Genomic DNA, 22,309 nt, shown 5'->3' on the forward strand with positions numbered 1-22,309 from the left:
AAATTGGTATTCATTTTCTCGCCTACAACTTTATCCGAATTATAATAGCCGAAGCTTTACGAGGCACATGGATCAACTCGATCCAAAATAAGTTTTAAAGGTACAATGTACGGTGCAACATATCGATTCATTAATGCTAAAATTAATCGTGTAAAATAAAATTGGGAATAGGACTGGCCGAATTGAGCCACGTGCCGTTAAACGGCGACGAAAATCTTTCCCATCACTAAACCCAGCACGCAAAATTGAGACACAAAACGTTGGCGAGAAAAATTAAAAGGAGAATTTAAAAAATGCTTTAACTTAAAGTAGCGCCATTGACTTTTTAAACTAGCGTCCAATTGTAATCCCCCGTATAACCCGCTTCCTCAAACACCTTAATCCACCCTTCTGGGTAATCATGAAACTCCGCCGTTAACACCCAATTTTCAAAAATCGCTTTTTGCTCTACCATGTGGTAACTATCTACTTGAATATACGCCTTACCACCAGAAACACGCTGAATTTCTCGCAGGGCAATGATTACCCTTTCACGCGGCAAATTGTGTACCGTGTTTAAAGAAATAACCGCATTAAAACTCTCGTCGGGAAAAGGTAAATGATCCGCGTTTCCCAAATGTAAACGACCGACGATCTCTGGTTCGCAGTTCATTAGTGCGTATTCGGATATATCAATACCATAAGCTTCCAAGCCCGGGCAGACCTTCATGAAATCTTTAACTAAAAATCCCTTTGCACAACCAATGTCTAACACACGATCACCCGCTTTTAATCCAAAGTGATCCACCATGTCTTTGGCGACTGGAATCCAACGCCCATCATATCGATAACCACCATAGCCGTAACAACGTGGTCCATCAAAATACATATCACCATATTGTTTTGAAATGCGAACTACTTCTGGATCTTTCAAATTTAAACGCGCCTGAACATTGCGTTCCACTTTTTGTAGTGAGCTTAACAAATTAATTTCTGGCATGGCTATAGCGTCTTCTCCTTCTTGAAAACCTTCATTTTCAACTGTGAATACCGCAAACCATCCTCAATGCCTGTGTAAAAAAAATCAGGAAAAGCTTTTTGACAATCGGTGATGTCAAAAGGGCGATAACCATTATGCGGCATTGAATCTTGACGCGGTGAAGATTGGATAGCCACTTCATTATTAGAAAGCTGAACTACTTTTTCAGCAAGCTGTTTAAAAGAAATAACCTGTCCCGTCGCGATATTAAGCAGACCACGACTGCATCGCTGAATCACCCGAGTAATTATTTCAGCAACGTCGTCAACATAAACATGATCACGTTGTTCTTCGCCCTCACCAAATAAAATAATCGATTCGTGATTATCCGCCAAACGACGAAATCGATTGGGACCATAACCATTATGCGGATCCTCAGCACCATAAAGCAAAGAAGGACGCAGAATGGCTAATGAAATATTATTTTCAGAACAAACAGATTGCAGCATCACTTCACGCGTCAAGTGCATGACACCATGGAGGGAAGTCGGTACAGTCACCGAGGTTTCAGTCAAGGGTTGATCACTGTCAGCATACACCGCATCAGAACTAATATAAATGACTTGTTGAATGGCTTGTTTTTGCAAGACCTCACAAACAACATTCATCATACGGACATTGCGATAAAGCATAGCTGCATTTTTAGAAGGCACTTCTGCTGCTGTTATGACTAACGTATCGCCTGCTTGTAATTGCTTTAATAATTGCTCTGTCGCACCTGGATTTAATAAATCAACTTGCTGTCGAGTCAGTTCAAGCATATTGACTGCCTCTTGCTTTAAACGCTGACACAACGCTCGTCCCACAAAACCATTTGCTCCTAAAACCGCTACACGTGATGGGGTACGTGCGTCTTGTAAATGTTCAAGCATAAGTAGCCTCTTTTTCCTTTAGGGCGTTTAAATTAACTCCCAACGTATGAACGTAAAATCCTGCCTGGATAAGCGCTTCATGGTTTAAAACTCGATACGGATCAATAATAACTCGACCTCTCATGTGCGCTAAAAAATTGCTAGCTGTTAATTTCGAGTAATCTAACCAGGGCGTCATAATAACAAGCACATCAGCCGACTGCAACGCTTTCAAAGCAGAATCGCAGTAAGTAGCGGTGTCTTCTATATTCTCTTTTTTCACAGCAGGATCATGCACCTGTATCTGCGATTTTGTTGTTTTCAATAAATTGATCAATGCCATTGACGGTGAATTTTTAATGCTATGTGTATTCGCTTTATAAGCCAATCCCAAAACAGCGACGATCGGCACATCTATTTTTGAAAATATTTCAGTTTGTAAGTAACGCCAAACCCAATTTTTGTAATAATCACTGTCCGCCAACCACCTTTTTACAAGCTCAGCGTGTGTGCTATATTGTTGCGCCAATTGTTTAATTACCACCATGTCTCGCTCAAGATTACCACCCGAAATTCCCAATCCCGGTTCTAAATACGCATACTGACCAATACGTTTATCTAAACGTAAAGCCAGCACCACCTCTTGCCAATCTGCGCCCACCGCGGATGCTAAATCAGCCAGCAAATTACTGGTCATTACGGTAGCAACCAAATACATATTAATAGAAATTTTAGCCAGTTCAGCGCTCTCATAACGCATTGTTAATATAGGGCAATGAAAACTTTTCAGAAAGGTATGATAACAAGAAGGTAAATTTTTTGTAGGATCTGAACAACCCACAATGAATCGTTCAGGTTTAGTCGCACGTTCTATCGCACGACCAAAAATAAGCGTTTCCACTTGATAAAACAATTGTTCCGCCGGAAACTCCGATGCCCGAATAAATCCCGGATGAACCTGAGACAGGACAACCACAATCTGTTCAGGACATAGCCGTTGCTGAAGTTGCTCCAACGCATAACGAATGGGTTGTAAGTCACTGTGATTTTCAGCATCCGTTAGCACATCGATCGCCACATAAATAAGTTCCGCTGCTAGCAACTGATCTAACTCCACCGTAAAACGGAAACGATCCACATTATCCACCATTAACTCAGGAAACTGAGGTTCTTCGATAGGGTATTTTTTTTGCTTAAGCTCAGCGATCAACGTTTCATTCGGATCATAACCGATGACTTGATGGCCTTTACTAGCTGCAGCAACAGCTGACACTAAACCCAAATGTGTCATTCCATAAAAACCAACTACTGTACTGTGCATAAATCAACTTCCTTTAGTGCCGCTTGCATCAAGCCATTTAATTGATCATATATCCAAATGTCCTTTTCCAAATTCGTCGTTTGTTTTGCCTCAATCAGTGATTTAAAATAGCGATATTCTAATTCCCATGTTGGATCGCTTTGAATCAATGTAGTCGTATTCTCTATCGGCCTTCCGCTCGGCAAAACACGCTGTCTATAAATCAACTGGCTAGGGCCCCATTTACACAACGAATCAATATGCAGCGAGCCCTTTTCACCAAAAATATCGCAATAAAATGAATTACGCCAAGACAACAACGACATTTCAAATTCAATTTTTATTTTAGCGACACGATTCAATATGACAACATGATCCGGTGCATTATTCTCATGACATTGCGCATCGACACAAACGTAATTAGTATCACGCAATTCAAACCAATAATCGACAAAATCAAGCAAATGACAACAAAGATCCGTTAACACACCACCGCCGGCATCCCGCCACCCTGAATCGCGAACTAATTTAGCTGTACCATTCCCATAAAACAAACGGCATCGGTAAACCTCACCCAATACATTTTCCTTTAGCAACTTGGAAATACTCTTGATATGTGGCTCAAAGCGATGATTGTAAGCGGTGTATAGAACGACGTTATGTTCTTGTGCTAATGTTTGCAATTCAAATAATTGCTTTCGTTCTGGCATCCACAGGGGTTTTTCCACCAAAACGTGCTTATCGTGTGATAAAAGATAGTGAATGACTTCATATTTAGGTTCGTCTGGCAGGCAAACTAACGCCGCCTCGTAATCTGGTAGGGGCGCCTCATGAATACCAGCGTAATTAGCTTCGTGATTAATAGGATCAACAGAGCCAACATAATCATTTCCCGCAAAAAATCGCCGTTTTTTTCCTTGTACACCTAAACCGACAACAAGGGTTTTCATTTTTAAGTTACCAGCGTCTCATTTTCTTTTATCGATTGGAAATCCGACGAATCCAAATACGTTTTCAATTTTAATAATTTTTCCCGTACATTATCAGGCGTCACTGGCTGATTGCCTTCCATTTCACATTCACAAGCCGCCGCGACAGCTCCCAGAATGCTTCCAATAACAGGACTTGCTCCTTTCAATAAAGCAAGCGTTGCATAAGCCAAAAGTGCATCACCAGCACCCACACAGTCAACAACACGATCCACAAAACTCGAAACCACAAAAAATGAATCGAGGGCTTCATGATCACTGTTATAATAAGTCAAAATACCCTTTTCACCCAACTTTAAGATCAAAGTTTTACAATTGGTAATATCGTACAATTTCGATGCTAATGGTCTTATCCCTGAATCTTGATCAGCCAGTGCAAATCTCGCTTCCCGCTCATTTGGCGCAATTAAATCGAAATTTCTAAATTCAGTTATATTTCCCCACCGACTTGCCACCTGACTATCCGCCACTTTGAACACCTGAGGTGGAATCACACTTAACAGACGATCGATCGTACGACGATTAAATATGCCGTGACGAAAATCACTGCAAATAACAACATCGCAATCGGTCTTGTCAATCGCCTTTTCAAATTGCGCTAAACAATCGTCATTGATGCTGGAATTATCTAAAGTATCAACTTTAATTAACCGATAACCATCAGTAATAATTGCGTTTTTGTAAGTGGTGGGACGATTCTCATCGAGAATAGCGTTAACTTTGATTTCATTTTTGGACAACACGTCCAGGGTAAAATCTTTACGATCATCAGCGCCTAACAACGTTGTAAGTGTCACTTGCGCGCCAGCCGCCCGCAAATGTTGCGCGACGATGGCAGCACCGCCCACATAATCTTTTTGTGATTCATGACGTACGCTAATCGTTGGTGTTTTCGTTTGGCCACCAATCATTGACGTATAGTTAAATCCATCAATGATCGTATCTCCGACCACATGAACGCGAATTTCTTTCATTTCACCCAACGCGCGTTCGATATCAGCAAAAGAAACCTGGTGATATTCTAATAAGGTAGCTAGTTTTTCATACCGAACATCGGGTTCGTTCATATTAATGAACGCTGAAGATGAATAAATGATATCGCCAGGCGTAAATAACATTTTCCCGCCGTAGGATTTAAGTAATTCCTCTTCCTCAGCTGTTTTGGGATGAAGACCATCCAAAATATATTCAAAACCTTTTGCAAAAAGATCGGGCTGCAATGCTTGAATGGTCTCCAAAGGGGTAGGATATTTATCAATAAGCACATAATCGACCATTTCAAAAGCCGCTAAATTAGCAGCACGCAAATCTTGCGGAATGTGAGGACGATAATGTCCCTTAACAATGTGCCGATCGGACGTTAAACTAGTCACCAAAATATCCGCTTTACTTTTAGCATAAAGCAAATGACGCAGGTGCCCCGGATGAACGACATCAAATACGCCATGACACATTACGACAGTTTTCTCTCGCGGGAATCGACCCACTATTTCACATAATTCCTCAAGTGTTTTTATTTTATGACGGTATCGTTTCAGCAACATCAGGTTTATCCTTTTTATTTTTCCCTAAATATTTAAACCATGCCACCGTTGCATCAGCAATGGATTCTTTATCCCAAAGAGGTGCGTCATGCCAGACATTAATTTCACTCATCATACGACTAACACCCTCAGAAAAGGTTATTGTCGGTTCCCAGTCTAAATCGCGTTTAATTTTAGTGATATCAGCCCATGTACAATCCGGTTCCCTGGGTCGTTTTGGCATATATTCAACCTTACCACCAATTAGCTCCACCAGCCGATTGATAGACTGCGGATTACCAGAACCTAAATTCCAAGTCTCTCCGACTTTCCTGGTTTCTGCTGCTTTCAAAAAGGCTAGTACAACATCGGTGATATAAAGGAAATCACGCCGTTGGGTCCCATCGCCCACCACAGTGAATGGTTTATCGGCTAATTTTTGTTTAAAAAATACACCAAATACAGCACCATAGACACCTGTTGTTCGCACACGAGTCCCGTAAGCATTAAAAATACGAATAGAATTCACAGGTAAACCGTAAACCTGAAACCAGTGAAAAGCTGCTTCCTCTCCAAGGTATTTAGATAAAGCATAAGGATATTGGGGAGCAATGAGATGATCTTCTCGTGTAGGCACATCGGCCAAACCATAACAAGACGAAGAAGCTGCGTAAACCAATTTTTTGACATTCGCCATGCGCGCGCATTCTAAGACGCGAACGGTACCCATCACATTAGTTTGTAAATAATCAATGGGATTCTCAATAGAAGGAACGATATCACCAATGCCGGCGAAGTGGAAAACATAATCAACATTTTCAAACAGGGGATGTGGCGCTGACAACTCACAAATATCCTTAATTTCGAAAGTTAAATCAGGATGATTCGCCCGATGTTCTAAGCTACGTCGATGACCGCCCCTTAAATTGTCGATCACGCGCACCTGAAAACCACAATCCAACAACAGATCAACCATATGGCTGCCAATAAAACCGGCTCCTCCGGTCACTATAGCAATAGGTTTCCTCATTAAACCACTTCCAATGCTTTAATACAACGCACGTTGAAATAACGATTGTTGGTCATGCTATCAGGCAATTTACCCGCTTGAAAGGCTTTACATAAATCACGGACAGCGTCCTCTATGCTGTACTTTGCTGCGAAGCTCAAACAGCACTTAATTTTATCAGAATTAATATGATAAGAACGGATATCGTCCGTCGGAGCCGTTACAATGTCAATGGGCGCTTTTTCAGGAAATTCTTCTTCCACAATGTTTTTAACAATATGCGCGATTTCCATTATCGATTTGTTTTCATAACCCACGTTAAAAGTCTCTCCTGCAATTTTTTCATCAGGAACAACTAATAACAATTTATATAAATCACACATATCTTGAACATGTAAATTCGGGCGTAACTGACTCCCCCCAAAAACAGTAATCTTATTATTATTGACTGCGTGATTTGTCAAAATATTAACCGACAAATCCAAACGTTGTCGCGGCGCATAGCCACAAAGCGTTGCAGGGCGAATCGTTACGCAAACGAATGCAGGACTTTGATGTTTAAACAATAACGGTTCACACATCCCTTTGTATTTATTGTAAAGCGTTAAAGGTACCAAGGGATGTTCTTCAGTGACATCTTTTATTTCAGATATACCATAAACAGAACTGGAAGAAGCATAAATAAAACGTTTAACGCCCGCAGCCTTAGCCGCTTTTACCATCGGCTCAAAGGCTTCTAAATTAATGGACGTACTTAATGTTTCGTCTAATTCAAAACTAGCATCATTGGATATGCAAGCTAATGAAATTACGGCGTCGGCATCTTTGAAACATTGTTTAAGATGCTCTGTGTCCCGGATGTCGCCTTCAACAATGTTTAAATAGGGGTTTTCTTTAGGTAAGAAATCGTCACCAAAAAATAAAGTATCATAAACCGTCACTCTATAACCTAATTCAAGTAACTGAGGAACTAACTCGCTGCCCACATAACCCGCTCCTCCTGTAACTAATATCCGATCAAATCGTTTGGTCATAAATAATCCTTTTTAGCCTTTATATTAGCCTTTAAAAGAAATGCAGCAATTCTATGTCGCATAAAAAAAAAAATCAATTAAATTAAATAACGCAATTTAATCGCATCCCCGCACTCATATGAACTTCATTAAGTTGGCACAAATTAATTCCTGCAGTATACTACCCAAAATTTAATTCTCAACTGAAAGGACGCAAGATGGAAAATAACCGCTTACATGAGTTAAAAGTCAAAATATTCGCCGACGGTGCAAACTTAGAGGAGATGATAAAATTTTCAACACATCCATATATTAAAGGGCTTACAACCAATCCCACACTTATGCGCCAAGCAGGGATCGTTGATTACGAAGCTTTTGGGCACCAAGCGCTCACTCAAATCACCAAACTCCCTGTCTCTTTAGAAGTATTCGCCGATGAGCTCGATGAAATGGAAGATCAAGCACGCCATATAGCTAGCTGGGGAAATAACGTCAATATTAAAATCCCTGTTACTAATACTAAAGGCCAATTCACAGGCCCTATCATCCGACGTTTATCGGAGGATGGCATTATTCTCAACATCACAGCCCTTACTACTCACTTGCAAGTCGAAAAGGTTTGCCAAAGCTTTGCTGATAATACCCCTGGTATCGTTTCTGTATTCGCAGGCAGAGTTGCGGACAGTGGGCGAGACCCAGAGGATCACATGCGAAAAGCACTAGAAATAGTAGCTCAAAAACCAAGTCTCGAACTGCTTTGGGCTAGTCCGCGTGAATTGTTTAACATTATTCAAGCCAATCGTATCGGTTGTCACATTATAACAGTTGCACACAACATCCTAGCGAAATTACCTTTGCTCGGAAAGGATCTAACACAATATTCATTGGAAACCGTTCAAATGTTTGCACGAGATGCGCAAGCCTCTTGTTATTCAATTCATTGTAGTTCGACCGTGTTATAAGGAGGTTTGTATGAGTCACGCTAAGTTGTTCTTTGATCAAGTTAAGGAAGTCGCCAATCAAATCAATTATCAAAAAATAGAAAATCTCGCAACACATTTTGCAGATATTCGCAATCGCAATGGTCGATTATTTATTCTTGGTGTCGGCGGAAGCGCCGCAAATGCTAGCCATGCGGTGAATGATTTCCGAAAACTTTGCGGCATCGAAACTTACTCTCCTGCTGACAATATTTCCGAATTAACAGCACGTGCCAATGACGAAGGATGGGAAACAGTCTTCTCTAGTTGGCTAAAAACGAGCAGACTCAAAGAAAGTGATGCTGTCTTGGTATTATCCGTCGGCGGAGGCAATAAAGAAAAAAAAGTGAGTGTCAATTTAATTCGGGCGCTCGATTATGCAAAAGAATGCAATGCTAAAATTTATGGTATTGTAAGCCGAGACGGAGGATATACTGCGAAAATGGCGGACGAATTCATTATTATCCCGTCTGTTGATGATAAACATATTACTCCACATGCGGAAGCCTTCCAAGCCGTCATTTGGCACTGTTTGGTATCGCACCCTCAACTACAGATTCAAGCAACTAAGTGGTAATCAGTTCAAAACCCTGTATTTTTCTTGATCGCGATGGGGTTATTGTTGTTCCCGAGTTTTGTAATGGTCGGCCTTTTTCACCGAAAACCTTAGAAGATTTTTCTTATTTTTCGGATACAAAAAGGATATTAGTACGTCTAAAAACAGCAGGTTATTTACTAATTGTCGTCACTAATCAACCTGATGTAGGGAATGAAATTACTTCCCTAGCCACTATTGAAAACATGCATATAAAATACGCCAAGAACTACCTATCGATCACATTGAAGTTTGTTATCACTCTCAAAAAGATAACTGTCATTGCTGTAAACAAAAAGCAGGAATGTTATTAAACTCATTAAAAAAATTTAATGTCATCATTCAAAAAAGTTTCATTATTGGCGATCGACCCAGTGACATTGAGGCAGGAAGAAAATTAAACTTAAAAACCATTTTTATTGATCACCATTATGAAAAGCCTATTACTGTGAATCCAGATTATATCTGTCAAGATCTCTCGCAGGAGGTTGAAATCATCCTAAGAGAAGGGAATACATAGCAAGCTTATTATTATTTCTATTGGTATTGTTAGTTGATAATTCTGGCGACTAAATGAAAAAGTATGCAAACTAATGCGACTTTCATTTGTGACTGGTTATCAAATAATCGCATTAATAAATCATCCAAGCTTAGATTCCCAACATATTTAGAATATTACCGAAAAATACTCACTTATTTTCAGAGGCTGATATTTACAGTGCAACTAATCTGAAAACGACGAAATCAATTGAAATATTTTTACGTATATGTCATGAACGAAATAAGAAATCTAGTAACTGTATTTTTATTGACAATCGTTAAGATGACATCAGGATGGCTGAAAAACTTGGCATGCATGCAATTAAATACATTTCGGCTTCAGATTGCCTGGAGAAGCTCGCTAACGAAAATATTTTAACTGCGCAAACGATTGCTTTTGATAATATTAATCCTATTTATCCGAGTTTATACGAGCTTGTAGAAGGTCAAGGCATTGTAAAATGGGGTTCTCAAAACGGGTGAAGCCGCCCTCGTTGATGACTGCGATGAAAATGGTAATTTAAAAAACGAAGTCTCTATGAATCTGAATTAGCCAAATTGATTTGTTAGGATGGTCGAGCTTATTGGTAAAATGGCTACCATAATAAACTCAATCAATTATTTTTAGCTGATTTTGAGCTAAAAAAAAGCCAAATAAACATTAAAAATTGAAATTTTCCTTAAGAAATTTAGATTAATTGAACCTGATAGCAACCCGAATACAAAAAAATTACGAAAAGCATTGGCGTAACTATTTTCAAGAAATTTTGACATGTCAGCGGTTTCGCAATTTTATTATGAAATCTGGCTCAAATCGCATTACGGTCCTGAGCCTTCGGAACCATTTTTTTTCAGGTTGATGAAATTAAAAAAATAATCAAGAAGAAGAAAAAAGAATTCCATAATGACGAAGTTAAATCGAACTTCGACAGGCTACTCCTTATTTTGCCGCGAAAAATGCTTTTCGCTCAACCTCGAGCAAGAAATCGCACGAGAACTAAAGCGGTTAGGCGGCTCCACTATTGGCGGCCTTAGCGGAACCTTGGGACGCCATTTCATATATGCTAGCCCACCTTCTATAGAAAGCGGTTTGCTGACCGCTCATGAATCAATACTTAATGGGTTTCTATGCGATTTGGCCGCCTATCGAGGCCGTCACTCATTAGAAGAATGCGCCGTAGTAATGAGTCACATTATTTCCGGCAGTTTGTTTAAATCGTGGTTCAATTCCATTCAAACGCTGGTGGAATTTTACGAGCAATTTCTCACGCCAGCATTCATAAATTCAGATTCCTATAAACGTTTTGTAGAATCCTACAAAGATTTTTAATAAGCCCGGTCGTCCCTTCACAACGACGCTGATTCAACTACACGGCCATAAGTATCATCCAATCGCACAATATCATCCTCGCCCAAATATTTCCCACTTTGCACTTCAATAATCAAAAGGGGTTCATCGCCTGGGTTGCTTAACCGATGTTTCATCCCTTTTTCAATAAAGGTCGATTGATTAGAATGTAAACGAAAAACACTCTTACCTTTCACAACCTCAGCTTCACCACTGACCACTACCCAATGCTCCGAACGATAACGATGCAATTGTAAGGAAAGCGATGACCCAGGATTCACCATTAAACATTTCACTTGATAATCAGCTCCTGCTGCCAATTTTTCATAAAATCCCCAGGGGCGATACATTCTCTGGTGCTCCGTGGCTGCAACGTCGTGCTGCAATTTCATTTGTTCGACCACCCTTTTGACTTCTTGCGAGCAGGCTTTATCAATCACTAAAAGCGCATCCGGGGTGCTCACGATCACCTGATCTTTAACGCCGATAGCAACTACACGCCGCCCTTCTGAACTAATTAAACAATTCTGGCACTTATCCACCATAACATCGCCATAACACACATTACCGGCTCCGTCGCCTTCCACCATTTCCCCAACCGATAACCAACAACCTAAATCGCTCCAATTCGTTCTTAGTGGAAGTATCACTGCTCTGTTTGTCTTTTCCATTACTTCGTAATCAATAGAGCCTGCTCGGCAAGAATCGAATATTCTATTCACTCGAAAAAACTCAAGATTTGATTGCGTCGCTTGAAAAGCCTTTGTGCTTTGGATATAAATGTCATTCGCTAATTTCTCTAATTCATTTAAATAATCTTTAGCTTTAAATAAAAATAAACCACTATTCCAAAAAAAATTTCCCTGCAAAAGAAACTCTTTTATCAAGGACAGTGATGGCTTTTCAATAAAGCTTTTCACTTCAAAACCTTCATCAACTGCATCACCCTTTTCAATATATCCATAGCCTGCCTTAGGAGACTGTGGCTCAACACCAAATACCACCAATTTATTTCGTTCAACAAAATTCATGGCTGCTCTTACAGTGCTTTTGAAATAAGCATGATCATTTAAATAATGGTCAGTAGGCAGCGTCAACAAAACAGAATCAGGATGGATATATTCGCAAGCGTACTGAGCCGCTAACGCAATTGCTGGCGCCGTATTTCGGGAACATGATTCCAAAACATAATGGACATTATAAAGGTCGATTGCTTCTAGCTGATCTTTACAAAAAAAATAATAATTATCATTGGTAACGACAATTAAATCAGAATCTTCGGAAACGAACTTGGCCCTTTCCGCTGTTTTTTGCAATAAGGAAAATTCATCAAATAATTTACAGAATTGTTTGGGATAGCTTTTTCTAGAAACAGGCCACAACCGACTCCCAATCCCGCCTGCCAACAAAACTGGTATTATTCGCTTTCCCACCAGATCCTCCTATCTAAATAACCTAAATGGGGTGGACGATGGGACTTGAACCCACGACAACCGGAATCACAATCCGGGGCTCTACCAACTGAGCTACGCCCACCATCAAGACAGAGCACAGTTCTTTTGTGCCTTTGAGACAACTTATATTACAGCGAAGCTGCACAACCTTCTGTCATCAGTCTTCTGTCCACTGCCTTCCAACCTCTGAAAATGCGCCCGGCAGGATTCGAACCTGCTACCCTCGGCTTAGAAGGCCGATGCTCTATCCCAGTGAGCTACGGGCGCACTGTTGCTATAATCACGTAAGCACGTCGCCGGGTCAAGTCGCTACTACTATATAATACGTCTGAGTATCTGAAGTGCGAAGCAAATCATACTGAGCACTTTATAGATCGTCAATCTCTTAAAAGACATGAAACTTCTCCATCAGTCCCACCGCGCCTGCGGTCCTTTTCCCATTATTTTTCCGCGCTGATTACTCCGAGCACGCCGCACCGCTTGAACAGGGGGGGCTGCCTTCTTTTTAAAAGGGTTAGGTTCATACCCAGGAATCACTTCCTGTGGCATTTTAGATTGCAACAGTTTTTCAATATCTCTCAATAATCTAATTTCATCCCCAGAAACTAACGAAATAGCAATGCCGTCATTACTGGCCCGACCAGTTCGCCCCACACGATGGACGTAATCCTTCGCCGCATCCGGAAGCTCAAAATTAATTACATAGGGAAGTTTATCGATATCCAACCCTCGCGCAGCTACATCGGTGGCCACTAACACCCGAATTTTTCCTTGCTTAAACTGAGTGAGCGCGCGCATTCGTGCCGCTTGGCTTTTATTGCTATGAATCGCCGCTGAGGACAATCCATCGGTCTCCAATTGTTGTGACAAACGGTTTGCCCCGTGCTTGGTTCGCGTAAACACCAATACTTGACGCCAGTTCTTGGAGCCAATCATAAACGAAAGCAATTCACGCTTGCGCTGACGATCAACAGGATGAACAACGTGGGTGATACGTGCTGCAGCCGTGTTACGGCGCGCCACTTCAATCAGTATCGGTGAACGTAATAATTTATCCGTGAGTTCTTTAATCTCTTTTGAAAAAGTCGCTGAAAATAAGAGATTCTGACAAGATTCCGGCAACAGCTTCAAAATTCGGCGAATATCAGGTAAAAAACCCATATCAAGCATGCGATCGGCTTCATCTAAAATGAAGAATCCAACTCGCGATAGATTTAAAACACCTTGATTTACTAAATCAAGAAGACGCCCTGACGTGGCAACCAGGATATCGACGCCTCGTCGCAAATGATTGATCTGCGGCTTGATGCTCACGCCCCCGTGAACTACAGTAGCTTTCAATGGAAGATATTTACCGTAGGCCCGAACGCACTCAAAGACTTGCACAGCTAATTCCCGCGTGGGCGTCAAAATCAATGCCCGAATCACAGGTTTAGCAGGGCTCTGTAAGGGGATGCGAGAAACAAATAACTGTTGCAACAAAGGCAAGGTAAATGCTGCGGTTTTGCCAGTGCCTGTCTGAGCAGTAAGCATAACATCCCGCGCTTGCAAGATAACCGGGATCGCCTGTCGCTGAACAGGTGTGGGCTCAACGTAACCTTGTTCACGAATAGCACGTAATAACTCAGCCGATAAGCCGAGAACTTCAAATGACATAAATAACTCCTAAACCGGCCACACAAACCACAAGTGTTGAGTCGATCTAGGCTGGAAAATAAGACTAAAAACAGAATTGTAAGCTAACGACTGATCGATGGTGCAAAAGCGTGGTCAGATCATAACAGAAAAAGAACTAAAAAGCGAAAATATCGGGGTAGAGGGATTTGAACCCCCGACATCCTGCTCCCAAAGCAGGCGCGCTACCAGACTGCGCTATACCCCGCTGCCTACCATAGAAAGGCATCATACTGCCGGTATCTGAATGCGTCAATTTAAAAAAACCTCGGCCGCAAACGTCAGAGATTCCTCTAAACATTGTGAAATAAATCACATTTTTCATATAGAAAATGTGATAAAAATTAGGTTCTTGATATAAATAATTTGGACATTAAAGCAATCTTTGGGTATATTATCTTTATGAATACTCATCGAAAGAATCGTTCAGCTATTGGAAGTTAAGGCAGTTCTCTCAGGCAAAAATAAAAATTTATCGGTATACGGCGGTAAATATAATCCGACGTTTTCAAACTGCCAAAACTTGATAAATCTAAAACAAGATGGCAAGTTACGCAATTATATTCTCTATTTACTGGAAAAATTTCCTCTGGACAAACGAGGTAATTCATGACAGATCTTAAGGCCATAATTGAAGAGGCTTACCAAAACAAAGGTAATTTTACTACTGACACGGTGCCTAAAAAAATACATCAAGCGATTCACCAAACCATTGAACTCCTTGATAATGGAGAACTCCGCATCGCCGAAAAAAAAAACGGTCAGTGGAACACCAATGAATGGGCGAAAATGGCTATCTTGCTGTACTTTAAAACAGAGCCTCTCAAAACGTTTGACGCAGGTTACACCTTTTTTTACGATAAAATACCTTTAAAATACAGCAATAACGCTTCACAACCTCAATCTGGCGTTCGCGTCGTTCCACACGCTATCGTTCGTAAGGGAGCTTACTTAGCTCCAAATACTGTCTTGATGCCAAGCTACATTAATATCGGTACGTATGTCGATTCAGGAACTCTAATTGATACTTGGGCAACTGTCGGCTCCTGCGCCCAAATTGGAAAAAACGTTCACCTTTCTGGCGGTGCTGGTATCGGCGGCGTGCTCGAACCATTACAAGCGCACCCGACGATTATTGAAGATGACTGCTTTATTGGCGCACGCTCGGAAATTGTCGAAGGCGTTATTGTTGAAAAAGGTTCTGTGATTTCAATGGGCGTTTTCATCAGTCAAAGCACGCCGATTTACAATCGCCAAACCCAAGAAATTACTTACGGCCGCATTCCAGCAGGCTCCGTCGTCATTCCGGGCAGCCTCCCGTCTAAAGATGGCCACTACAATCGTTACAGCGCAATCATCGTTAAACAAGTAGACGAAAAAACACGAAGCAAGGTCTCTCTCAATGAATTATTACGCGAAAAATAAAAATTATGAGGGAAACGCTGAATCTTCTTAAGCAATTAATCGAGCGCCCTTCCATTACACCTAACGACGCAGGTTGCCAAACGATTTTAATCGATCGTTTAAAATCCGTAGGCTTTCAATGCGAACGTTTACCTTTCGGCGATGTTCATAATTTTTGGGCCTGGCATGGCCATCAATCGCCCTTTATTATTTTTGCAGGACACACAGATGTAGTTCCGCCCGGCGATGAAGAAAAATGGCAGTCACCCCCCTTCACCCCCACAGAAAAAAATGGCTATATTTACGGCCGCGGCGCTGCTGATATGAAAAGCGGGTTAGCCGCCATGGTCATCGCGGCGGAAAATTTCGTTAAACAGAATTCCAACCACAATGGCACAATCGGATTTATCGTTACTAGTGATGAAGAGGGCCCCGCCAAAAATGGTACGAAAAAAGTCGTGGAATATTTACAACAAAAAAATATTAAATTAGATTATTGCATCATGGGCGAAGCCAGCAGCAACGAAAAATTGGGCGACGCCATCAAAATTGGACGGCGCGGTTCGATGCACGGGGAACTAACCGTCATCGGCAAACAAGGGCACATTGCTTACCCCCATCTGGCAGATAATCCTATTCACCGCAGTTTCCAAGCCTTCGAAACATTAGCAAAAACAAAATGGGATGAAGGCAATGAGCATTTTACCCCTACTTCATTTCAGTTTTATAATGTTGAAGCAGGCGCGGGCGATGCCAATGTTATTCCTGCGACATTAAAGGCAAAATTTAATTTTCGCTTTGCTCCCATTCACACGCCTCAACAATTACAACAAAAAGCCGAACACATTTTAAATCACTACCAATTAAACTATGACATCCAATGGAACCTCTCAAGCCAACCGTTTTTTAGCGGCAATAGCCAGTTAGCCGCACTCGCTCGTCAAGCCATTCAAGAAGTCTGCCATCTCGATACCAAACCCAACACCTACGGTGGGACCTCTGACGGCCGCTTTATCGCTACCACCGGCTGCGAAGTCATCGAACTCGGCCCCGTTAATAAAACGGTCCACCACGTCAATGAAAACACCCAAATCGAGGATTTAGAAAAACTGACTGATATTTATTTTCGGATTTTTCAGCTATTAACAGGCAGTTGAAAGACGGCAGATAAATTCTCAACAGAGTATCTATACAAATCACACGCGCATTGGGAAATTAACAGAACGCGTGGGTGAAACAATCCATCAATCAATCACATTCAGCTCCAAAGACGCTAATAATCGTAATTGACGATGACGAGGACTCATATAGATAGGGGTAGATTTAACTTCAATGGCAATGCACCAATCATTGGAAGGACGAATGAGAAAATAGATTTCTTCTTTTTCCTTGGACCGGATAAAATAAATCTGGGGTAATTGCGCAGGATTAGTGAAAAACCGTGTTATTTTCGTTAATGCAAGTTTTCTAGTAGCCATCCGTAAGGACTTAGCAGCAGTGCTTCACTTGCATCCATCCTTGAAGGCGAATAGCCAAAGCAACGCCTTCAAAATATAACTTGTGTGTCTTGATTAGTCTTTGATTTAAATATTGTTAAAAAAAGGATAGATTATGCGCAAAATTCTGTTTTCTTCTAAATAAGGCTATCCACAATTGCAACGTGGTGACGTCGATACCAATATTTTTTGCGATATCAAAATAATTAAGCAATTACCCCACTCTGCCCGCCGCTAATTGCAACGCCGTAGCAAACACCGCTTTTTCGATCTATACTGCAGAAAAAATATCTTTTTCAACAAAAGTCGCAATAAAATTATTAAGATAATTTACTGGCTTTATTTCCGGCGTGACATACAATTAAGATCACCCTCCTCACATGAAAATGCAGGAAAATGAAGATTAATAAAAGAGATCTTTCAATTACTGGCCAATTTCGTGAAGCGACAAGGTTTAAAGTAAAATATTAAGATTTTCCCCACCAGCGACTCTCGCACCGATCGGTAAAGCAAGGTTTTTTAGAACCAGTAATCCACAAATCCGGAGTAATGTGTGTATTTTGGGCGCGCGATAAACGTTGTTATTCATCCACCCATTTCTTAATTCCCGAAAAAATTTTTAGGGGCTAAAGTAACTTCGTCTAAGATTAACGGACTGCGAAATTGGCCAAAAAGAGCTCTGGATTGCTATTTGCCAGTTGACGAACGCCGAGTTCATCAAAAAGAATAGCTGATGAGTCCCAAATGATCTAACCTTGTCTCGGTCCCTGCAATATCTTGAAGGAGAAGGACCGAACTCTTCTTAACCTTAGCCCCAAAATGGCCAAAATCTCTTTAAATCCAAAGAATTGACTATTCTAGTTTATTATCCTAAGATAGTCAATAAACAGGAAAGGATATCAATTTAACAAATTAATCTTTTGTTAATCTTCATTCAGTATACTTAACTTAACTAACAAATAAGGGAGTAACAGGTCCTCTTAATGCTTATCCAAAAATGAGGCTAGAAATACCAATTAATCCCACGTCTTAGTTTGCACCGATGGGGATTCTAGTTTAATCTTTGGCACTTCGTGTAAAAACAAGTGAGTAGCCCGTATGGAGCGAAGTGGAATACGGGCTAGGAGGAGAGGTGCTCGAGTGGTTGAAGAGGCACGACTGGAAATTGTGTGTGCGTTAATCACGTACCGAGGGTTCGAATCCCTCCCTCTCCGCCAGTAACGCGACTTTGTCCTCTGAAGCAGTTGTTCGTAGTATGATTAATTGCAAACATTTAACTGAGTACTGGCAGCCGCAGGGGTCCCCTCGCGACGAATTGCTGTGAACCCCGCCAGGCCCGGAAGGGAGCAGCGGTAGCGGCGGATTTCGGTGCCGAGATGCGGCTTCTGTGGTTGCCTTTTTACTTTAAAGAAGGATTGTGATCGATGCCTCACCAAGTCTTAGCACGAAAATGGCGTCCCCGATGTTTCCAAGAAGTCATCGGTCAAGCGCCTGTCGTACGAGCTTTAAGTAACGCGCTTAATCAGCAGTATCTCCATCATGCCTATCTTTTCACCGGCACACGCGGCGTAGGAAAAACGACCATTAGCCGAATCCTTGCCAAGTGTTTGAATTGTGAGAAAGGCGTCAGTGCCAATCCTTGCAACGACTGCGAAAACTGCCGTGAGATTGATGAAGGCCGATTCCCGGATCTTTTTGAAGTCGATGCGGCTTCGCGCACGAAAGTAGAAGACACGCGTGAATTATTAGACAATATTCCATACACTTCAACAAAAGGTCGCTTTAAAGTCTATTTGATTGACGAAGTCCACATGCTTTCCGGCCACAGTTTTAACGCCTTATTAAAGACCTTAGAAGAGCCCCCTTCTCACGTTAAATTCATCTTAGCAACCACGGATTATCATAAACTGCCCGTCACCGTGCTCTCGCGCTGTTTGCAATTTCACCTCGCTCAACTGCCACCATTGCAAATTGCCGCCCATTGCCAGCATTTACTAAAAGAAGAAAAGGTCGAATTTGAAAACGCGGCGCTAGATTTACTTGCGCGAGCGGCAAACGGCAGCGTACGGGATGCTTTAAGCTTATTAGACCAAAGCATCGCGTATGGCAACGGAAAGGTATTAATTACCGATGTAAAAACAATGCTCGGTACCATCGAGCCGCTGCTTTTATTTGATATTCTCGAAGCACTAGCTGAAAAATCAGGTGATCGTCTTATTGGATGTGTCGCTCGGCTCGTGGAACAAAGCGTTGATTTCTCAAATGCGCTGGCGGATATACTCTCTTTATTACACCAAATTGCTATTATCCAAAACGTGCCTGAGGCCCTTATTGAAAATGACAGCGAGCAATTACGCCACTTAGCTAAAGTACTGGACCGTGAAGATGTCCAGCTTTTTTATCAAATCGGTTTAATCGGACAGCGTGATTTAGCTTATTCACCAACGCCTCAAACGGGGTTTGAAATGACACTGCTGCGCATGCTGGCTTTCTATCCATCTGCCGCTAACGCAATCTCAGAAACAGAATTAAAAAAAGCCGTTGTCACTCCAACCCACAAAAGTTCAGAAACATCATGGCCTCAATTACTATCTCAATTAAAGTTAACCGGTGCCACTCTCGCGCTGGCCCAGCAATGCAGTTTAAAAGAATTGACTGACAGTCGGTTACATTTAATGTTAAATCCCAAACAAAAACCATTATTGCAACAAAAACACATTGAACGAATAAGCAAGGCATTGAACGAACATTTTAATCGAACAATTAGGGTTAAAATTGATATTAGCAATCATCAAACCGAAACGCCCGCCGCGCTCGCTCAAAAGAAAGCACAAGACCGTCAAACAGAAGCCGAGAAAAAAGTAATGAACGATCGTCAGGTTCAGCGGATAATGCAAACTTTCGACGCCACGCTCGTCAAAGAGAGCATTGTTCCGCATGCTGAAGGAGCGTAAAGTAAAGAAGGAAACATAAATTTAACTACCGGCTTTATTCCCTATACGTCATTGATCTTGGGGAATGATGAACGTAGATATTTTAGAGAAAATATTGAGGAGGTACTAATATGTCAGCTATTTTACCAACAGAAGCCGATCGTCGGTTGCTGCCGGACGTTAAAGAAAGCATCACTGATATGCAACAACAAATGCAAGCCACCTACTCCAATTTGGCTGATTTGAAACTCCTCGGTGAGCCCCATGATAAAACTGTCAGAATTACAATGATAGCCACTTATAATTTCGAAGATATTGAATTTGATGAACGCGCCCTACAAGGCGGTGTCAAAGAATTCAAATGGCGCATACGCGAAGCCTGGAAAAACCTGTGCGAAATTATTCAAAAAACAACTCAATCCAAGACCATTGAATTGCTGCGAAGCATGCGTATTCCTGAAGATATCCGAAATCTTTCTGTAGAAGAAGGGGAAGAATGGGGCCAAGGAACGCGAGGCGTGATTGGCAATCCCATTGCGAGGACGGTTAAGGGTTGATGCGTTGTTCAGCCCGCTGACAAAACAACTCATCGAAGCATTACAATGCTTGCCGGGGATAGGCCCAAAATCCGCGCAACGAATGGCTTTCCATCTTCTTGGAAAATCAGGACAACCCAAAGGATTGGCACTGTCCGACGCCCTCCAATCAGCCATTCGTCAGGTAGGTGAATGTAAATTATGTCAAATTTACACGGAGCAGCTCCTTTGCAACATCTGCAATAATCCTAAAAGAGATTCCACGTTGCTTTGTGTCGTAGAAAACCCTGCCGACGTTGTGGCCATTGAGCAAACTCAAATTTATTCGGGGCGTTATTTTGTCCTCCATGGACATCTTTCGCCGTTAGACGGCATCGGGCCCCAAGAAATAGGAATTCCGGCTTTGCTCGATCGCTTGCGCAATGAAACAATTAAAGAGCTGATCATTGCAACCAATGCCACCATGGAAGGCAAAGCGACAGCCCACTATGTTGCAAATCACATCGATCACACTAAAATAAAATGTTCGCGCATCGCTCACGGGGTGCCGATGGGTGGCGAATTGGAATATCTCGATGGCGGCACGTTAATCCACGCTTTGCACTCCCGAATTCCAGTCGAAGATAACTAAAAGAGAGGTAACAATGATCGGTGGTAAATTTAACCTTGGCACTTTGATGAAGAATGCCAAAAAAATTCAAGAAATGATGCAAAAAGCCCAGGACGAACTTGCTAAAATACGGATCACGGGTGAATCCGGTGCTGGGATGGTAAAATTAACCATGACGGCACAACACCAAGTTGTCGAAATGAACCTGGACGATGAACTCCTCAAAGAATCTAAAGAAGTGATTGAAGATCTTATCAAAGCTGCGCTCAACGACACCAACCAAAAAATCCTAAAAATCACCCAAGAAAAAATGATGTCTGCAGGCAGTTTATTTGTCGGCAATGAGAGCGACAACGAAGAAACATGAATTAACCTGGAATCCTATCAACAAGGGTGAAAAAACAGCATCCTGCTCATCCTTAGGACTTCGTTCATTATAAAAGCGGGTTGAGAATGTATTACTAAGAACATAAAGAGGACATTGAGAGCTTCCTGCTGCATGAAATTCATCCAGTAATACATCGTCTCGGCAAATATTTTCCGAAAGAAGTTTGTCCAATTCTGTTAAATAAGCGGCTAATATGTCTATAAATGCCGCAGGAGAATTAGCAATTGCATAAATTGAGCTGATGAGGCGCATAAGTAACGAATTTGTTCTCAATTTCAACTCAACGTTAATGTTTTATTAAAATTTACCTTTGAATAATTTCTGGCGAATCAACAATCCCAACAAAAATACGATTTTTCCTTCATGATTGTCTAAAATAAAGTTCGAAAAGCACCGATTAGCCAATTCATCAAAAATTTTGTAATCATTTTACGCCCTCAGTATTGAGAATATTATTGATTATTGTCTCGTTGCTTTTTTCTTCTTTACAAGCTTTGATAGATTCTTCCATTAAATCTTTACGAGAGAGTTTTTCTTTTTTCAGAGAATTACTATCTATTTTCAACTGCCGAATCTGCCCAATAGCATCAGCTATTTCTTTATCTATCGATTTTTGTCCACCCTCCATAATCGCGAGTTGTGATTTTT

General features: G+C 41.4%; 21 protein-coding genes, 4 tRNA genes, 1 other RNA gene and 4 pseudogenes. 13 read left to right on the top strand and 17 right to left on the bottom strand.

Annotated features, from left to right (window positions below):
* Positions 1 to 325: 325 nt before the first annotated feature.
* From FIV31_RS00245 to FIV31_RS00275, 7 genes are read right to left on the bottom strand one after another with little or no spacing between them, the layout of a single operon-like run.
* Positions 326 to 979 (bottom strand): class I SAM-dependent methyltransferase, encoded by a 654-nt coding sequence (locus FIV31_RS00245; protein WP_280123406.1) that lies wholly within the window; start codon positions 977 to 979, stop codon positions 326 to 328.
* Between the two features lie 2 nt (positions 980 to 981).
* Positions 982 to 1,890, bottom strand: coding sequence for an NAD-dependent epimerase/dehydratase family protein (locus FIV31_RS00250; protein WP_280123407.1), 909 nt, complete (start codon positions 1,888 to 1,890; stop codon positions 982 to 984).
* The gene (locus tag FIV31_RS00255; protein WP_280123408.1) at positions 1,883 to 3,190 is read right to left on the bottom strand and encodes a nucleotide sugar dehydrogenase; all 1,308 of its coding nucleotides are present in this window, start codon (positions 3,188 to 3,190) and stop codon (positions 1,883 to 1,885) included. Before FIV31_RS00255 ends, FIV31_RS00250 begins: the two co-directional genes overlap by 8 nt.
* Positions 3,175 to 4,119 carry a Gfo/Idh/MocA family protein gene (locus FIV31_RS00260; RefSeq protein ID WP_280123409.1) on the bottom strand — a complete coding sequence of 315 codons (945 nt, stop codon included), beginning with the start codon at positions 4,117 to 4,119 and terminating at the stop codon, positions 3,175 to 3,177. The genes FIV31_RS00255 and FIV31_RS00260 overlap by 16 nt, the downstream gene beginning before the upstream one ends.
* 2 nt (positions 4,120 to 4,121) lie before the next feature.
* Positions 4,122 to 5,702, bottom strand: a complete 1,581-nt coding sequence (locus FIV31_RS00265; protein ID WP_280123410.1) for a PfkB family carbohydrate kinase — start codon at positions 5,700 to 5,702, stop codon at positions 4,122 to 4,124.
* On the bottom strand, positions 5,677 to 6,711 hold the full coding sequence (locus tag FIV31_RS00270) for a GDP-mannose 4,6-dehydratase (protein ID WP_280123411.1): 1,035 nt from the start codon (positions 6,709 to 6,711) through the stop codon (positions 5,677 to 5,679). Before FIV31_RS00270 ends, FIV31_RS00265 begins: the two co-directional genes overlap by 26 nt.
* Entirely contained in the window at positions 6,711 to 7,724 is a 1,014-nt protein-coding gene (locus tag FIV31_RS00275; RefSeq protein ID WP_280123412.1) for an NAD-dependent epimerase/dehydratase family protein, read from the bottom strand. The genes FIV31_RS00270 and FIV31_RS00275 overlap by 1 nt, the downstream gene beginning before the upstream one ends.
* A gap of 197 nt (positions 7,725 to 7,921) precedes the next feature.
* On the opposite strand from FIV31_RS00275, the gene FIV31_RS00280 reads away from it, so the two are divergent.
* The 4 genes and pseudogenes from FIV31_RS00280 to FIV31_RS00295 all read left to right on the top strand — a co-directional run bounded on the left by FIV31_RS00280 (position 7,922) and on the right by FIV31_RS00295 (position 11,180).
* On the top strand, positions 7,922 to 8,665 hold the full coding sequence (locus FIV31_RS00280) for a transaldolase (protein ID WP_280123413.1): 744 nt from the start codon (positions 7,922 to 7,924) through the stop codon (positions 8,663 to 8,665).
* Positions 8,616 to 9,260, top strand: coding sequence for an SIS domain-containing protein (locus tag FIV31_RS00285; protein ID WP_280123414.1), 645 nt, complete (start codon positions 8,616 to 8,618; stop codon positions 9,258 to 9,260). Before FIV31_RS00280 ends, FIV31_RS00285 begins: the two co-directional genes overlap by 50 nt.
* A pseudogene (locus FIV31_RS00290) lies at positions 9,254 to 9,798 on the top strand (HAD-IIIA family hydrolase). The gene FIV31_RS00285 and the pseudogene FIV31_RS00290 overlap by 7 nt, the downstream one beginning before the upstream one ends.
* Positions 9,791 to 11,180: pseudogene (locus FIV31_RS00295) on the top strand (HAD family hydrolase). The pseudogenes FIV31_RS00290 and FIV31_RS00295 overlap by 8 nt, the downstream one beginning before the upstream one ends.
* Here FIV31_RS00295 and FIV31_RS00300 read toward each other — a convergent pair.
* The 5 genes from FIV31_RS00300 to FIV31_RS00320 form a co-directional block, all read right to left on the bottom strand.
* Positions 11,166 to 12,599 carry a mannose-1-phosphate guanylyltransferase/mannose-6-phosphate isomerase gene (locus FIV31_RS00300; protein WP_280123415.1) on the bottom strand — a complete coding sequence of 478 codons (1,434 nt, stop codon included), beginning with the start codon at positions 12,597 to 12,599 and terminating at the stop codon, positions 11,166 to 11,168. The pseudogene FIV31_RS00295 and the gene FIV31_RS00300 sit on opposite strands and share 15 nt — an antisense overlap.
* 27 nt (positions 12,600 to 12,626) lie before the next feature.
* Positions 12,627 to 12,702, bottom strand: a tRNA-His gene (locus tag FIV31_RS00305).
* 111 nt (positions 12,703 to 12,813) lie between these two features.
* Positions 12,814 to 12,887 (bottom strand) — tRNA-Arg (locus FIV31_RS00310).
* Between the two features lie 141 nt (positions 12,888 to 13,028).
* Positions 13,029 to 14,276, bottom strand: a complete 1,248-nt coding sequence (locus tag FIV31_RS00315; protein ID WP_482765870.1) for a DEAD/DEAH box helicase — start codon at positions 14,274 to 14,276, stop codon at positions 13,029 to 13,031.
* Between the two features lie 152 nt (positions 14,277 to 14,428).
* Positions 14,429 to 14,502: transfer RNA gene (locus FIV31_RS00320), tRNA-Pro, on the bottom strand.
* 225 nt (positions 14,503 to 14,727) lie between these two features.
* Here FIV31_RS00320 and FIV31_RS00325 point away from each other — a divergent pair.
* The 3 genes from FIV31_RS00325 to dapE are packed head-to-tail and all read left to right on the top strand — an operon-like array spanning position 14,728 to position 16,855.
* On the top strand, positions 14,728 to 14,907 hold the full coding sequence (locus tag FIV31_RS00325) for a hypothetical protein (RefSeq protein WP_280123416.1): 180 nt from the start codon (positions 14,728 to 14,730) through the stop codon (positions 14,905 to 14,907).
* Positions 14,904 to 15,719, top strand: a complete 816-nt coding sequence (gene dapD / locus FIV31_RS00330) for a 2,3,4,5-tetrahydropyridine-2,6-dicarboxylate N-succinyltransferase (RefSeq protein ID WP_280123417.1) — start codon at positions 14,904 to 14,906, stop codon at positions 15,717 to 15,719. Before FIV31_RS00325 ends, dapD begins: the two co-directional genes overlap by 4 nt.
* Before the next feature lie 5 nt (positions 15,720 to 15,724).
* On the top strand, positions 15,725 to 16,855 hold the full coding sequence (dapE, locus tag FIV31_RS00335) for a succinyl-diaminopimelate desuccinylase (RefSeq protein WP_280123418.1): 1,131 nt from the start codon (positions 15,725 to 15,727) through the stop codon (positions 16,853 to 16,855).
* Here the strand turns inward: dapE and FIV31_RS08230 are convergent.
* The 3 genes and pseudogenes from FIV31_RS08230 to FIV31_RS00350 form a co-directional block, all read right to left on the bottom strand.
* Positions 16,834 to 16,939: pseudogene (locus tag FIV31_RS08230) on the bottom strand (hypothetical protein). The gene dapE and the pseudogene FIV31_RS08230 overlap by 22 nt on opposite strands.
* Before the next feature lie 3 nt (positions 16,940 to 16,942).
* Positions 16,943 to 17,176 carry a hypothetical protein gene (locus FIV31_RS00345; RefSeq protein WP_280123419.1) on the bottom strand — a complete coding sequence of 78 codons (234 nt, stop codon included), beginning with the start codon at positions 17,174 to 17,176 and terminating at the stop codon, positions 16,943 to 16,945.
* Between the two features lie 442 nt (positions 17,177 to 17,618).
* A pseudogene (locus tag FIV31_RS00350) lies at positions 17,619 to 17,936 on the bottom strand (AAA family ATPase); the annotation flags it as partial.
* Between the two features lie 384 nt (positions 17,937 to 18,320).
* Here FIV31_RS00350 and FIV31_RS00355 point away from each other — a divergent pair.
* From FIV31_RS00355 to FIV31_RS00380, 6 genes are all read left to right on the top strand, one after another.
* Positions 18,321 to 18,411, top strand: a tRNA-Ser gene (locus FIV31_RS00355).
* A 77-nt stretch (positions 18,412 to 18,488) separates the two neighbouring features.
* Positions 18,489 to 18,585: signal recognition particle sRNA small type (ffs, locus tag FIV31_RS00360), an RNA gene on the top strand.
* Positions 18,586 to 18,618: 33 nt separating this feature from the next.
* Complete coding sequence (gene dnaX / locus FIV31_RS00365; RefSeq protein WP_280123420.1) at positions 18,619 to 20,148, top strand: DNA polymerase III subunit gamma/tau; 1,530 nt, start codon at positions 18,619 to 18,621, stop codon at positions 20,146 to 20,148.
* 110 nt (positions 20,149 to 20,258) lie between these two features.
* Positions 20,259 to 20,684 (top strand): YbaB/EbfC family nucleoid-associated protein, encoded by a 426-nt coding sequence (locus FIV31_RS00370; protein ID WP_280123421.1) that lies wholly within the window; start codon positions 20,259 to 20,261, stop codon positions 20,682 to 20,684.
* Positions 20,685 to 20,688: 4 nt separating this feature from the next.
* Positions 20,689 to 21,294 (top strand): recombination mediator RecR, encoded by a 606-nt coding sequence (gene recR, locus FIV31_RS00375; RefSeq protein ID WP_280123453.1) that lies wholly within the window; start codon positions 20,689 to 20,691, stop codon positions 21,292 to 21,294.
* A gap of 13 nt (positions 21,295 to 21,307) precedes the next feature.
* Positions 21,308 to 21,640, top strand: coding sequence for a YbaB/EbfC family nucleoid-associated protein (locus FIV31_RS00380; RefSeq protein ID WP_280123422.1), 333 nt, complete (start codon positions 21,308 to 21,310; stop codon positions 21,638 to 21,640).
* Here the strand turns inward: FIV31_RS00380 and FIV31_RS00385 are convergent.
* Both FIV31_RS00385 and FIV31_RS00390 read right to left on the bottom strand, forming a co-directional pair.
* The gene (locus tag FIV31_RS00385) at positions 21,602 to 21,913 is read right to left on the bottom strand and encodes a hypothetical protein (RefSeq protein WP_280123423.1); all 312 of its coding nucleotides are present in this window, start codon (positions 21,911 to 21,913) and stop codon (positions 21,602 to 21,604) included. The genes FIV31_RS00380 and FIV31_RS00385 overlap by 39 nt on opposite strands.
* Before the next feature lie 172 nt (positions 21,914 to 22,085).
* Complete coding sequence (locus tag FIV31_RS00390) at positions 22,086 to 22,289, bottom strand: hypothetical protein (protein ID WP_280123424.1); 204 nt, start codon at positions 22,287 to 22,289, stop codon at positions 22,086 to 22,088.
* Positions 22,290 to 22,309 lie beyond the last annotated feature (20 nt).

Origin of the sequence: Coxiella endosymbiont of Ornithodoros amblus (assembly GCF_019425495.1) — a bacterium.
Taxonomy (GTDB): Bacteria; Pseudomonadota; Gammaproteobacteria; order Coxiellales; family Coxiellaceae; genus Coxiella.